Source organism: Gracilibacillus sp. D59 (genome assembly GCF_052246695.1).
Taxonomy (GTDB): domain Bacteria; phylum Bacillota; class Bacilli; order Bacillales; family Amphibacillaceae; genus Gracilibacillus.
The window spans coordinates 182959-197297 of sequence record NZ_JBQQCK010000003.1 but is presented as its reverse complement, the minus strand read 5'-3'; the positions used below and the strand labels follow the sequence as shown (position 1 = coordinate 197297).

The window sequence follows — 14339 nt, the reverse complement described above, 5'->3', positions numbered from 1 at the left end:
TGTTATAAGCCTCCAATCTCATCAAACATCGTCGCAATATTATCTTCTTCCTCAAATAGTTTTTCAATCGCTTTGCGATAATCTTCTATATAGGTATAGCCTTTCTCTACACTTTTATCTAAATAATCAGTTCTTTCTTCCATATGCATAGATCGAAGCGGCGGTAGTGACTCATACACGTTGATACTAACCAACGATTTATCCAATCTTGCATAATAGACGTGTTTTCGAAGTAGGTAGGTATAAGGAGTTGGGTTAGCTTCCATATCGTAGATTTTGTTCATCACATTTCTTTTCACATTTTCATAATATACATCTACTTCACGATTAATGGCTTTCTCCAACTGATTTACCTTGGATGCCTTGTCTTCTAAAACCACTCGTCCTTCTGTATACATTCGTAATGCCGCAGATATATTCACTTGAATCTCTTTTCCAGTCTTTGTACTGGTTAACACCATATCCGTTCCTAAATAAGACTTGTTACCAATTGACATGGCAGCGAGGATACCAGTTATATCATGCCCACTTGCAATAGTATGTAAGAGATGTTGTAGTTCCTCTGTATTAATTTTTTCTAAACTTTCAAAAACGTTTTTTGCGTGATTTATTACGTTTAGCATTGAACCTATGTCACCTCCGACTTTGAAGCTGAAATCTTGGCTGTTTTCATGGATACTAACTAATCTCTTAACAACCTCCTCTATTTCATCTAGTTCAGTTTCAATATTGGATAATTCGGTTACGAGTAATTTTTTTTGTTTTTCATTTATATATCCTGAAACTACAAATTTTTGAGAAATGGTATCAGCGTTAGAAGTGAGTAGTTTAATTTGTGAAGTAAGTCGCGGAAGTTTATCATTTATAGCGATAACCATATTATTGAGTTCTAATTGTTTCGTTGTATATGTTGTAATTCCACCCCATACACCATCGAATTCTTTGATCAAATCCATATCAATACCAGTTAACTTCTGGATGCCTGCGTTCATACCTCCCTGCTTAGAAGCTACCGTATAATCAATCGCTAATTCTTGTAAATCCTTTACATTTTCATCAGGGATTTGATCCATTATTTGACGTAGGCCAGGATAATCCGTATTCGTATCGTAAAATTTCACATCACCAGAGGTAAAGAAACCCCTTACACCGCTCACTGCATATAGGGGATCATCCTTTGAAATAACTTGTTGTATATCATCCGTTTTTTCATTATAAAATTTCATAGCAAAATTATGAAGTTCTTGAGGTGGGATGTCATAGACATCATCGTTTACAATCACATTAAACTCTGACCGAACCGTATTGTTAAATTTACGATCTGTGTTAAATAGTTGGTAGTAGTTCAGCTGAGCTCCATTTACGCTAAACACATTATCAAAAGTATCAAATGATACGAGTGCAAATGCATTATTATTATGGGCTAGTGAATGAGATAATCCAATTATTTTAACGTTTTTATCAATGTTGAATTGCTGTTTTGCTTCATGAACGAACTCATCAGTTGGAGTGCTTGATCTGCAGTCTTACCGGCCAACATGGCTTTTATATTATAATTCCAATCACCTATTCCTTGCGACCCTTTAGAAATCACATATAATTCTTGTTGTTCCCCCGTGTTAATATAAATTGCCGTGCCGTCATATCCTGAACTTTTGACAATTTCGCTATTTGAATTAGATGATTGTAAAATTTTTATATCAGCTTCTAATAATGTGCCATTTTCTTCTAAGTATATTTGTCTAACCTTATCCTCAAACTCTTCTTCCGTTAAATCTCGATAACCTATATCAATTAGTCTTGTTTTGAATTCATCGGTATAGATTATATCACGCCTCATTTAAATCACTCACTCTCATTACTAATTATCTCGATGCTTTTTAACCAACTGATTAATTGATCTTTTTTATCTGTTTTTTGCTTTTTACAACTCTCAGAATTATTATCATCAACACACCGTATACTTGAAAAAGTATGAATTTGACCCATCTCTTCGTCCTTCCAAATCAAAGCGGCAATTTCAGTTACAGAGTCATAATTGTATTCTGCAATTTCAATATGTTGTCCTTCAAAACTAGATGACACTTCTTCAAAAGTTATTTCCAATCCAACTCGTGAAGTAATCTGCTCTTTACCACGCTCTCCATTATTTAGAAAACTATAATATTCTACTTGATTTTCTACGTATAGCCCACTAGGTTTCTTTGGAGATATAATTAATATTTCACTGCGATTATCCGGACCAATATTGTAACTTTTTTCACTTATCGTCATATTTTCAGGAAAGTCCATTTGATACGCTTTGGTTTTGGAAATAAAAGAATAATAGCCTTCTTTCGTTGGTTTAACTGAATCCATAAATCCTCTCGTAAATTCATCTTGAAAAGCACTAACATCAGGTAAATCTTCTGGATCCATCTCAGATGGTTTTGGATGTTCTTTATCTGACATTTGACAACCTCCTAAAAACACAGTTAAAACAAGAAACACATATAAATACCGAATTTTCACAATGAGAGCCTCCAAGTTTGAAGTAGATTTTTATTTAAGCCATATTTAGTGTACATAATAAAGGAAAATAATTGAAGTGATCGTTAATAAAATAATGGAAATTAATACTAATTATCTATTATAATAATTTATTCAGAGACTAAAGTCCTGTTATTTATTTCATGGTTTTCAGGTAAAAAGCATGTACATAGTGGAGTGAAAGCTACATTTCCATTATTTTTTTAAGTGTCTTTATATTATTGTGTTATACTTTTACTCTTCAACATTTTTAATTTTGTTAAAATAAACTTTAACTTTATTAAATAATATGTTAAAGTTAAACAAGATAAAACAAAGGAGGTAATATATGGATGCTAAAGAAGTTCCAAATTGGCTGCTAGCATTGGAAAAGGAAGATGTGGAATTCATTAAAAACTTTGTCGTGAATTCAGGATCGTTAAAGGAAATTTCAAAAATATATGATGTGTCTTATCCTACTGTAAGAATTAAATTGAATCGGTTAATTGAAAAAATAAAAGCAAATGATGCAGAAGAAACGGAAGAATTTATTTCTTTTATCAAAACCTTATCGATTGATGATCGAATCAGTCTGGAAGACGCTCGATTGATTATTGATAAATACAAAAAAATAGAAAAGAGTGAAAACAATGAATGACTTCTATCAAGTATTAGTTATTGTAGCATTATTGGCCCTTCAATATTATTGTGCCTCAAGGGATAATAAATACTTAGGCTTTATCGCTCCGTTATTCTTTTTGGTATGGATAACTTGGCGATTTTCAACCAATAACATAGAAAGTATAGTTGCCTACATCCTTGTAGTGCTACTAGGTTGGCTTTTCCTGTATGCCGAATGGAAAGCAGGTCGTAAGTATTTAGAAGAGAAAAGAGAAAAAGAATTAACAAAAATCAAAATGCATGACATGAACTAGAGGGGAGATTGTAATTTGTTACACGTATTATGGCAAGAATTCACTGATTCATTTAAAAGTATAAGATCGATTCTGATCATCTTATTTTTGACGTTTATTTCTTATCAATCTGCTAGATTCTTTAAAAATAATCCAGGTTTAGTGGAGGAAATTATTTCTACTGCAGGGTCTGAAGGCTCTATCTATACTGCTGCCATTTCGCTAATTGTATTAATGTTTGGCTTTTTGTTCGTTTTTGCTATTTCACATGATGTCATCAATAAAGACATTGAAATGCGAACCATACGATTGCTTGTAACCAAAATCCCACGTTGGCAAATTGTGATCGGGAAATTTATTGGTATCTTACTGTTTTGGATGGTGACAATCTTAATATCTTATAGCATCTTGACTTTTATTTCAGGTTCTTGGCATTTCCTAGATTACATAACAACTCTACTATTTTTGTTTTATGTGATTGGTTTTGTCCTATTCATTTCAACGATTGTACTGAAGTCCAAGCTAACCATGTTCCTAGGAATTATACTAGGTATTTCACTCCCTATTGTCGGAATGATTAGCCTCTTCTCCGATAAATGGTATTTGATCCCATTTAAATATCTTCTACCGTATCATTATATGGAGAATACTTCGTTTAGTATGCTGGTTCCACTGGTTATCGGAGTTGCCTATCTATTAATCAGCGTCGTAATAATGAGACGGAGGGATTTATAAATGAAGAACATTATTAATGTAGCACAACTGACAAAACGTTTTGGTACAACAGATGTCTTAAATGGGATAGATTTAACGATTCATGAAGGTGAAGTATTTGGCTTTATCGGACATAATGGAGCTGGCAAATCGACTTTTATCAATACATTAACGGGTATTATCAATAAAAGCAGCGGATCATTTGAGATAATAGGAACTTCTGATCAACAGCTTGATGACGTAAAAGCTAAGATTGGTGTCATGCCGGATATCTCGAATTTATATGATCAAATGAAAGGTATTCAATTCTTAACATACATGGGTAAACTTGCTGGTGATACACGCAGCAAACAGGATTATGTAGCATTGATGAAAGACGTTGGTCTAGAAGGTGCCGAAAAGAAAAAGATAAAATCCTATTCATTTGGTATGAAAAAGAAGATTAGTATTGCACAGGCTTTATTGGGTAATCCGAGTTTAATTATTCTTGATGAACCAACCTCTGGATTAGACCCTGAGTCAGCGATTAACATTAGAAAATTGATTGTTGATTTGCAACAACAAGGAAAAACGATTCTATTAACATCTCACAATTTAGATGAGATTGAAAAAATCAGTGATCGTGTTGGTATCCTTAGTGACGGGAAAATAAAAAAACTCGGTACACCTGATGAATTAAAAAGTAATACATCAAGTGAAATAAGTGTAGCGCTAAGAACAAATCCTATGTTAACATCGCAAAAAATAGCTGAGTTATCAGCAAAATGGGATTTCAACGTTCAATTTGCTACAACGAAAAAGCAATATGTGATTGTTAATGTTCATGATGATAATGATATTGCAGAATTATCAAAGGAACTGATTCACTCTGGCTTTCAATTATTCGAATTGAGAATGGAGCAACAGTCATTAGAAGATGTTTTTATTAATAGTAAATAGTGATAAGGAGTGCCAGATACTGCGATGCGAACCAGTATTGGCACTCCTTGTCGATTCTATTCTGGCTATTGGACGTTTGTTCCAACGAAAGATCTCCAATTCGTCCTCCTCTTCCATTTTAGTCATTTCATTTTCCCTGTGCTATTTCTTTTTTCTCATGTGCCGCTTTTCTCTTTTTTTCTGCTGCCTCCTTCATAAGCTTATACCTTTGTCTTTGTCGATATCCATAAGTTCCTGATAATACCACTTCTTCTTTCTCCAAGGTTGATCCAAGTGCACCGATGATAGTCGAAACACTGGTGGCCACCCAGGCTATTTTGAAATAATTCCCAAACCCTGTAGGGCCAGATAGTTGGGATTCCAGCATTTCAATCGGAATTAGCAAAAATACAGCGATAAAAAAACAGATATATAAGAGGCAATAATATAGCACTACCGTCATTAACAATGTGAGAACTGTTGTGCCATTATATAATTTACGGAGATAATCACTATAACCATCACTTGGCTTTTCCCATAAATTATGTGCTGCAATTATCCAAAATACTAAGGCTGCAATGGCGATTACAGATACTAGCATCATCCGGCTTAACTCATATCCATGACTCAACTTCCACATCGTTGGGAAAATCAATGCATAAACCCCTGTTGTGAAAGCAATAATTAATATTTTAAAAAAAGAAGGAAAAAGCAGCCACGGACGATTTGCTTTCACCATTCCGGAAATCATTCGTAATCCACCTCTAAATTTAGAGTCCATAGTGAAGCGGACCCCAATATGCGTTTCATTTTTTTCGGCAACTTCTTTCTGAATGGGGGGCAGTAACGTAAATTCCTTCCACCATTTCGTTCTATTATTTGGTGATCCTTTCATTTCAATATTGTCACCATACATTTCTTTTACTAGGTGTAAAATAGATATTTGAATTCTTTTTATTAAAGGAAAAGCACCAAGCGCCGGCAAACTTAGCAGTGAAACTTTGCGTTCTTTATTGGCTTCTGCTACAACCAGTCTTTTATGTCGAAATAGTGGGAGATCCGTTAAACAGACAGCAAAATCCCATTCTTTTTCCTCTTTCTTTTCACAAAGGGCTTCGATTACATCCTTTGAATGTTCTGTTAGTCCTGTTAAAGGGTCTGATATATATTCTATCTCCCACTTTATATTATCCTCTGTGTACTCATTGAGTAGGGCAGGAAGACCTTTTTTTAATTGTCTACCAATTTTTTCTGTATATAAAGGCGGTGTAACTACACCTAAGATGCATTTATTTTCTCTCATTATTCCTGGTGCCCCTTTCACTTTACTGTAATCAAGAGATGAAAAATATGTAAATAAATATCTAATAATTTATTCCCTGACTTGCCTTAAGAAAACTACTTTTTTTAGCGGCAATAAAATGAATTGAAATTTTATATAGGGTGAGACTTCGTTTTACGGACGATAAGCACCTTGACAGAATATAATAACTGTCGGTAGCGTTAGAAAAAACTTCTACACATAGAAAAAGGAAGACCTTTTTTCTCACAGAAAAGAGGTCTTCCTTATAAATATTTTTCTACTAATTTAATCGAAGTAATAACCATAATTGACGTAATTTTCGCCACCACTTGGTCAACTGATTTTTTATTTAATTAGAATTGTTACGATTTTGTTGAAGCTGTTGTTGCCCCATCTTAACTAATTCTTGGACCATATTACCACCTATATGTCCACCTATTTTTCCTGCATCTTTAGCTTTAATATTCCCATTATATCCTTGTTCAAGTGAAACATGTTGTTCTGCTGCAACTTCATATTTTGCTTTTTGAGGATCATTTGTATTTGCAATTTTTGCTTTTAACTGATCCAATCCTTCTCTAGCTTCTGGAACAAGTATTTTATTTTTATTTGCCATTTTATTTACATCCTTTTTTTGGAATATTATTATCTGTCTTGCTTATCTCCCTTTATTATTATGTTTTACATTCAACTAGAATTTATGAGCATTAATTGGATACACTAATTAAAGAAGAACGTAAGGAAGCAACGATTTTTTTATTCTAATTGATCGCAAGTTTGAAACCATACAAAGGATAGGTTTCCGATATCCTAAGTAGTTCCGATACTATGGAGAAAAACTAAAATAACAGTTGAAATGACATAGTAAAACACTATGTTTAGCACCATAATTAAACAAAGCTTGGATTTTTTACCCAAGTGCTCTGTTTGTACTAATGCCAATCTAAGTGAAATTATTCACAAATAATATATTGAGTTATCGATTTTATCAACCAAGTATAATGAGAATAAAAAATACTAACCCAATAAGGAAAATGAACACTATATAGTAAATACTTAATATAGAAGATAATACTGATTTTCTAAAAATTATTATATCCATAATACTATATACAAGCCCTAATACTAAAAAAGTTATACCTACAAAAGGCGTGGAACTTCCAATATCATTTAAAAATACAAGTATGCATAATGTGGGTAACACGAAAGGGAAAACACGAAAAATAGTTTGTTGCAATATAACTCACCTCCTATATAAAAAAATGCAATGTTCTATTAAAACTAATGACAGGTTAGATGAACAAAGAATTATGTATTTTTTTACCTCAAAATCAAATAATACTTTTTTAATATTATAATTTTCGAAGTTGTTTAATTATTTTGCTTTCCATTATTTCATTTGTCCCTCCAGATTTTTGTGCAAAACAAAAAGAAAAGTAAGAGGAATAAATTCCTTCACATTCTTGTTTTAAATAAAAACGTGAACTTCATCTTGAAAATATTAACATGTGTTTAAAAAATTAATACATATACATGGTTATCTAAATACTATGGAAAATTACTAAAAGACGGAGGTGAAAAACGTGAACAAGTTTCTAACTTTTATCATCGCTTTACTTATGTTTGTTGTTTTATCAATTTCAACGTCTGCTCAACAGTTTGAATATCCTGCTAACCAAGAAAAATCCTTTGTCAGTGTCAATGAGTTTTATCAACAAACGGAAAAGGATGATTATATGGAGTTTAAAGATGCTACTTATAGTGTTAGACAAAAAATATCTTATAAAGAAACACCTAATGCAATTATGACTTTTGAAAAGAAAACAGGAAGATATTTTGGTCAACCTAAACAGACTCTTTCTCCTTCAATACATCCAGAACGACAAGTGTATTTCCTTGCTTCATTTGTTCAAACCAAAGATAAAGAGTATTGGAAACATACTATTATTGATGCGGAAACCCGAAGACCACTTATAACTGGGAATTCTTATCACAGATATAAAAATCCTTATAAATAAGTATCTATCTTAAAGCCACTAATATATTGGTGGCTTTATTAATTTAAACCTGTTTCTTTTGCAAAAAGGAATCGCACCCGCTAGAAGAGAGTGTCGTGTCGTGGCATAGACATATTACAACCACCTTTAACTAGAAATTAAGTAAGACTCTAACATAATGTTCTAGTTTTAGTTCCATTTAGTTTCCCCTTTTAAACATTCCTGCTAGTTAGCACAATATGCTCTCACACCATTTTAACATAATATTCCAATTTTTCATTTTAAATTTAAGCCATGAAAAAAGACAATCATTTGATGATTGCCTTGTTGAACTCTTGCACCCGTTTAGCCCTATTTGAAATGAGATAAATTGATTATCTTACTAATTAACTTAGGAATCTCACGTTGACAACAGTTATTGTCATTATTCTATTTTGGTTGCAATTTTGTATGATAATTCAAGTGTTAATATCCAATAATCGTTGATGTATAAGGAACAAATAAGAGACCAAATCATATGCGATTTGGCCTGCTAATTAGTATGCTATTTCTTATGTTTCTCCACCGAAACGGAACTACTTACCCGATATCCAGCAGACTTTTATTTTCCATTATACTAATTTAACGAGCATTCTACCTCTTACTTGTCCTTTTAATAAAATCGGAAGAACGTCTGGAAGTTCTTCTAAGCTAACTTCTTTAGATACAAACTCTTCCAAATTAGCGGGTTTAATCTTTGTTGCTAAACGTTGCCACGCTTTCACCCGCGTTTCCATTGGACAATACACAGAATCAATCCCGAGCAAATTAACACCTCTCAAGATAAATGGAAAGACAGTAGCTGGCAGTTTTGTCCCAGCTGTTAATCCACTAACTGCAACAGAACCTCCGTATTCGATTTGGCTTAAGACAGAAGCCAGTGGTTCACCACCAACCGGATCAACCGCTGCTGCCCATTTTTGTTTTGCTAAAGCTCTGATTTTCCCGTCATATACTTCATCGCGTGAAATAACGCTACTCGCTCCTAGCTTCCGCAAATAATCATGCTCTAATTCTTTACCTGTGCTAGCTTCCACCTGATAACCGAGAGAAGAAAGAATGGATATAGCAAAACTGCCAACACCACCAGTTGCTCCTGTGACAAGTACTTTTCCTTTTTCAGGAGACAAATTATTTTCTTCTAAACGTTGAACAGATAATGCCGCAGTAAAGCCAGCTGTTCCGATAATCATTGCTTCTTTTAATGAAAGACCTTTTGGAAGCGGGACAATCCACTTGGCGGGAATACGTGCATACTCACTGTACCCTCCAAAATGGGAAACACCGATCTCATAACTAGTCGCAATGACCTTGTCTCCCTCCTTAAATTGTGGATCATCAGATGAGACAACAACACCCGCTAAATCAATGCCAGGTACAATCGGATAATCTTTGACAATATTGCCATTAGGATTAGAAGCAAGGCTGTCTTTATAGTTTATTCCGGAATAGTGAACACGAATTAATACTTCTCCTTCTGGTAAATCTTGAAAAGTTAGTTCCTTAACTCCGACGGAAAATTCTTCATTTTGTTTATTTACAAGTAATGCTTTAAATTTATCTGACATACGTGGTCCTCCTTTATCACTTCTTTTTTTCTTAAACATAGTGTAACAAATAAAGGAGCTTGCTTGTTTTCTTTTGCCTGAATATTTCTATACCCATATGATAGAGCCAGAAAAAAGGACTTATCCAAAATCGAATAAGCCCTACAAAATTAGTAACATTATTTGTTCTCTATCATCTGCCGCACACTATCATAAATAATCTGATAAGCAAATTCAGAAATTCCCTCTTCCTCTTTCTGCTTATCTAAATGCTTAAGCATATCTCCCAAATGCTTTGTCGACTGTTCAAGTCTCCCTTTCTCTTGATGGTGTTGTGCTTGTTTCAATTTATCTTGAAGTAACTCGTAGAAAGAAGGATCAATGTCACCATCATCATGAAACTTCTCTACTAAGCTTTTTGTTGAGTCATAGTCTGGGTATGGTCTGACAAGGAAATTATCATACTTTGTATCGCTATAGAAACTTCTAACTCCTACCTTACCGTGTGTGAATGCTGTGGCACTGTGGTCGGTATAGTCAATTTTAGGTTCTTCCATATCCCCGACATAAACCTTAATATTCGTTCCATTAACAGCAACCTTAACATGCTGCCATTCATCGATAGGTTCATCCAGACTAGCACCATCTAAATAGTTCCAATTATAATTAAGCTTCCCTAGATGCACACCATCTTTGTTGATATATGCTACATAACCTTGCAGCATATCAGGACTGTTATGGTTGAGCTCAGTACCATGCCCTGGGTTTGTTGTTCTTAACAAGATGCCGCCATCGCCTTCACCATTCACAACTTGCATGTCTGCTTCGACAATATAGTTACTCCAATTACTATCACCAGTTACTGATTTACCAAAAGTACCTGCTCCTGAACGATAGACACCTTCTTGCTCCACTACCTCAAACTCGTCACTATTGTGAAAAGTGAAATTGTGAAAATCAAACGCACCATTGACTGTTTCTACTTTAATTGTATGTTGACCCGCAGGTAACGAAATATTTTCTTTAATGACACTTGTCCAGTTATCCATCCCACCAGTTTGCGGAATATCTATGATACCTGTGAGATCAACCTCATCATCTAACCAGACTCTTACTTGGCTATCTTGGACATCACTAGTAACGTTTAATTCTAATACGTATTCACCAGCTTGTGCTACATCTACATTGTACTTATACCATTCCTGTGCTTGATTCCAAGCAATATTAAACGTTCCATCCGGATGATTACGTATGTCTACCCCATCATGTCGATAGTAACCTCCAATATTTTCAGGGGTATTATCATGATAGGCTGCCCCTTCGCCACCTGTCATATAATCGATAGCCATTACTTTTCCTGGTAATGCATGGTGTTGATCAAATGTGTGGAATAGCATTTTTGAAAAAGACAGTTCACCTGAAACAACCTCTATTTTTAATGTGTGGTTTCCTTCAGGTAGTTCAAGGTCTTTTATAGGTACTTGCATCCACGTATCGGTTTCCGTAACAGGAATAGCAACATTACCGGTTAAATCTGTTTCATTATCTAACAGAACTCTTATTTGTGTATTTTCATTTGCATTATTGGCAATCAAGTCAAGATCATATTGACCTGCTTCAGCAACGTTGACATTGTAATTTACCCATTCACCTTCCTCAAATTTGTCGATGGCAAATCCACCTTCAGGATCCTGTTTAATATCGACTCCGTCATCTCTAAATTTGCCACCGGTATTTGTTTCTGTCTTATCATGATAGGCAACACCTTCGCCACCTAAATTATAATCAACAGCTTCGATCATTCCTGGTAAGGCTTTGTGTACATCAAATGATCTAAATGTAAGGGTGGAAATATCAAATTCTCCCGTAACAATTTCTAATTTCAAGGTATGTTCACCTTCTGGAAGCTCTATGTCTTCGATCGTAAGTGTTTGCCAATTATTCCAATCACCTGTAGTAGGGACATCTACAACACCAGTAAGATCAGTGTCATCGTCTAACCATAGTCTTACTTCTGCATCGGTAAAGGTTGTCGCCAATTCGATTTCTAGATTGTATAATCCACTTTCTTGGACATCTACATTATACTTCAACCATTCATCGGTTTGATTCCAGCCAACAACATAACCTCCACCAGGCTTTTCTCTAATATCGACTGAATCTGTTCTCAGTTCACCACCAATGTTTTCTGTCGTTCGATCATGATATCCTACTCCTTCACCACCAGGAAGATAATAAGCTGCTTCGATCGATCCTGGAATTGGTTTTGGTGCATCGAACGCGCTTGCTGAATCCATATTTGTATCGACTCTCCAAGAACCTTCATATCTATCCCAGCCAGTGTCTAAACCGTCATTAAAATCATCGAACAAAAGGGATACAGGCTGATGTTTGTTCACATCAAATCTGGCAAAGTTCACTTCTCCTTCGATGACTTCTACCTTAATAGAATGTTTCCCTTGAGGTAGTGAGACTTTATCAATCGAAATATTCTGCCACTTATCCTCTGTATTTGGAACGTCTACAACACCAGTTAAGTCTATATCACCGTCTAACCACAGTCTCACTTTTGTACCATCTTTAGGTGTTGCCATTCTCATGTTAAAGTCGTAGGTAGCTTCTTCCTCTATATTGACGTTATAATTAAGCCATTCTTCTTGCTGGAGGGAATTCACACTTAAGCCACCTTCAGGATTAGGACCGATGTTAACATGATCTTTTCGGTAGGTATCTGATACTTCATCTTTTGTGGAATGATATCCTTCTCCACCGGAATTATAATGAACAGCCTCAATGGTACCCGGTAAAGGCTTGTGTACATCAAATATATTACTTCCATTCACTTGATTACTCGTTGCGATATAACCAAAGGAAGCATGAACGTCCATCGTCGTGTAGCCAATTTTTCCACCCGTTAGACCTTCAATATTTCTCGTTTGTTTATGCATGCCATCAATATAAATCTTGAATTCTGTGTCTTCTTTTTCCACCCTGATTTTGTGCAAAGCTGTATAATCAAAGTCTTTAGGTAGTGATGATGTGTCCCATTCAAGATCTACACCATCCACTCGAAAGAAGGTTTCCAGTCTATTGTTATTAGGATTTAATACAGCTAGTCCATAATTATCTTCATCTTGATAAGAGAATACGGCGCCAAAACGTGGGTTAGAGTTGTCTCCTATTTCGATCATATTGGCATTAAATTCAGCTGTATAATTCGCTTCTGTCTCATGCGTAGTTACCTGTCGATACCATGAATCGTCATCGATTGTAGCTTGTTCCATTGCGTATGAGTCATCATTGTTTACAATCGACCATTCACCACCATTAATAGTGGACCATTCTGAACCAATTTCCTCTCGTTTAAAACGGTCACTAAAATCCGGCAATTGTGGATTAGGCTGTTCAGATGTAGTTGGTCCAAGCACGACCATTTTGTCTCCGTTCCAGCCGATCCGATCGATATTCATAAATCTCCCCGGTTTTGCATGACTATGATAGACCATAAACTCTGAATCAAGATCTGGACCTCTTATGATGGAATTATGGCCTAACCCAACATTTGATCCTTCCGAATTAATTAAGATCGGATTTTGCGTGCTTCCTTCAAAATTCTCAGTTGGCGAATCACTTGTAGCATAATTAATTCGATAGGCATTGCTCCAGACATGATTACCAGTATACGTCATATAATACTTTCCATGCCTTTTAAATACGGTCGCCCCTTCTGTCCAACCATTCATTTCTGCACCAGTGTTTATTTCTGGACCAAATGTATAAGGGTCTTCCATCTTGTATGCACTGATATAATCACGACCAGTACCATAAAAATACCACTGACCATCATCATCAATAAATACATGGCCATCAATTCCCATGCCGAGGTTTTCTGTCTGCAATTCAAAAGGACCTAGAGGGCTGTCACTTTTATAGACGTAATGTCCATTACCCCCAGGTGAAGTATACATATAAAATGCACCATTCCAATAGGTGACTTCAGGAGCATAGGCGGCTAATGTACTTGGCTCTTCTGTAACAAGACCGGCATGTTCCCAATTGACTAAATCCTCTGAGGTCCAAGCTTTCACACCACTTTTATCATCAACTGTACTTACATAAAGATAATACGTCCCATTGTGTTTTAAAATATATGGGTCACCTTCACCATAGAAATCTCCATTATCCCATTTCCAAGAATCAGGTAATTCATCAAATGGATTACTATAAGCAAAAGAAATACTTGGTAACGCCAAAATTCCAGCAAAAAAAAGAAGTATTCGGAATAACTTCAAAGTAGTATTCCTCCTTTTTTATTTTATTTAAAAAGACGAGGCTGGGACATAACTAAATAGGTAGAACGAGAATCCGAACAATCTGAACTAAGCGTAGGCAAAATACG

At 35.1% G+C, this 14339-nt stretch carries 10 protein-coding genes and 1 pseudogene; 5 read left to right on the top strand and 6 right to left on the bottom strand.

Annotated elements, in window-relative coordinates:
• Positions 1-2 precede the first annotated feature (2 nt).
• Together ACTWP4_RS07200 and ACTWP4_RS07195 are read right to left on the bottom strand one after the other, a co-directional pair.
• Positions 3-1840: pseudogene (locus tag ACTWP4_RS07200) on the bottom strand (DUF6792 domain-containing protein).
• A gap of 5 nt (positions 1841-1845) precedes the next feature.
• Positions 1846-2451: a hypothetical protein gene (locus ACTWP4_RS07195; protein WP_443128082.1), complete on the bottom strand. Its 606-nt coding sequence runs from the start codon at positions 2449-2451 to the stop codon at positions 1846-1848.
• Positions 2452-2857: 406 nt separating this feature from the next.
• On the opposite strand from ACTWP4_RS07195, the gene ACTWP4_RS07190 reads away from it, so the two are divergent.
• The 4 genes from ACTWP4_RS07190 to ACTWP4_RS07175 are packed head-to-tail and all read left to right on the top strand — an operon-like array spanning position 2858 to position 5075.
• Complete coding sequence (locus ACTWP4_RS07190; RefSeq protein ID WP_443128081.1) at positions 2858-3166, top strand: DUF2089 family protein; 309 nt, start codon at positions 2858-2860, stop codon at positions 3164-3166.
• Positions 3159-3443: a hypothetical protein gene (locus tag ACTWP4_RS07185; RefSeq protein ID WP_443128080.1), complete on the top strand. Its 285-nt coding sequence runs from the start codon at positions 3159-3161 to the stop codon at positions 3441-3443. The genes ACTWP4_RS07190 and ACTWP4_RS07185 overlap by 8 nt, the downstream gene beginning before the upstream one ends.
• A gap of 15 nt (positions 3444-3458) precedes the next feature.
• Positions 3459-4157 carry an ABC transporter permease gene (locus ACTWP4_RS07180; RefSeq protein WP_443128079.1) on the top strand — a complete coding sequence of 233 codons (699 nt, stop codon included), beginning with the start codon at positions 3459-3461 and terminating at the stop codon, positions 4155-4157.
• Positions 4158-5075, top strand: a complete 918-nt coding sequence (locus tag ACTWP4_RS07175) for an ABC transporter ATP-binding protein (RefSeq protein WP_443128078.1) — start codon at positions 4158-4160, stop codon at positions 5073-5075. It abuts the gene before it with no gap.
• Positions 5076-5202: 127 nt separating this feature from the next.
• On the opposite strand, the gene ACTWP4_RS07170 is transcribed toward ACTWP4_RS07175, so the two are convergent.
• Both ACTWP4_RS07170 and ACTWP4_RS07165 read right to left on the bottom strand, forming a co-directional pair.
• Entirely contained in the window at positions 5203-6357 is a 1155-nt protein-coding gene (locus ACTWP4_RS07170) for a hypothetical protein (protein ID WP_443128077.1), read from the bottom strand.
• A 349-nt stretch (positions 6358-6706) separates the two neighbouring features.
• Positions 6707-6973: a small, acid-soluble spore protein, alpha/beta type gene (locus tag ACTWP4_RS07165; protein WP_443128076.1), complete on the bottom strand. Its 267-nt coding sequence runs from the start codon at positions 6971-6973 to the stop codon at positions 6707-6709.
• 967 nt (positions 6974-7940) lie between these two features.
• Here ACTWP4_RS07165 and ACTWP4_RS07160 point away from each other — a divergent pair.
• A complete protein-coding gene (locus tag ACTWP4_RS07160) occupies positions 7941-8375 on the top strand; it encodes a hypothetical protein (RefSeq protein WP_443128075.1) in 435 nt (144 codons plus the stop codon).
• A 590-nt stretch (positions 8376-8965) separates the two neighbouring features.
• On the opposite strand, the gene ACTWP4_RS07155 is transcribed toward ACTWP4_RS07160, so the two are convergent.
• Both ACTWP4_RS07155 and ACTWP4_RS07150 read right to left on the bottom strand, forming a co-directional pair.
• Positions 8966-9961 carry an NADPH:quinone oxidoreductase family protein gene (locus ACTWP4_RS07155; RefSeq protein ID WP_443128074.1) on the bottom strand — a complete coding sequence of 332 codons (996 nt, stop codon included), beginning with the start codon at positions 9959-9961 and terminating at the stop codon, positions 8966-8968.
• Positions 9962-10119: 158 nt separating this feature from the next.
• On the bottom strand, positions 10120-14232 hold the full coding sequence (locus tag ACTWP4_RS07150; protein WP_443128073.1) for a carbohydrate-binding protein: 4113 nt from the start codon (positions 14230-14232) through the stop codon (positions 10120-10122).
• Positions 14233-14339: the final 107 nt, after the last annotated feature.

Excerpts from the sequence above, each read along its gene's own strand:
- ACTWP4_RS07155 (WP_443128074.1), bottom strand. The coding sequence starts at position 9,961 with ATGTCAGATAAATTTAAAGCATTACTTGTAAATAAACAAAATGAAGAA.
- ACTWP4_RS07165 (WP_443128076.1), bottom strand. The coding sequence starts at position 6,973 with ATGGCAAATAAAAATAAAATACTTGTTCCAGAAGCTAGAGAAGGATTG.
- ACTWP4_RS07175 (WP_443128078.1), top strand. The coding sequence starts at position 4,158 with ATGAAGAACATTATTAATGTAGCACAACTGACAAAACGTTTTGGTACA.
- ACTWP4_RS07185 (WP_443128080.1), top strand. The coding sequence starts at position 3,159 with ATGAATGACTTCTATCAAGTATTAGTTATTGTAGCATTATTGGCCCTT.
- ACTWP4_RS07170 (WP_443128077.1), bottom strand. The coding sequence starts at position 6,357 with ATGAGAGAAAATAAATGCATCTTAGGTGTAGTTACACCGCCTTTATAT.
- ACTWP4_RS07195 (WP_443128082.1), bottom strand. The coding sequence starts at position 2,451 with ATGTCAGATAAAGAACATCCAAAACCATCTGAGATGGATCCAGAAGAT.
- ACTWP4_RS07190 (WP_443128081.1), top strand. The coding sequence starts at position 2,858 with ATGGATGCTAAAGAAGTTCCAAATTGGCTGCTAGCATTGGAAAAGGAA.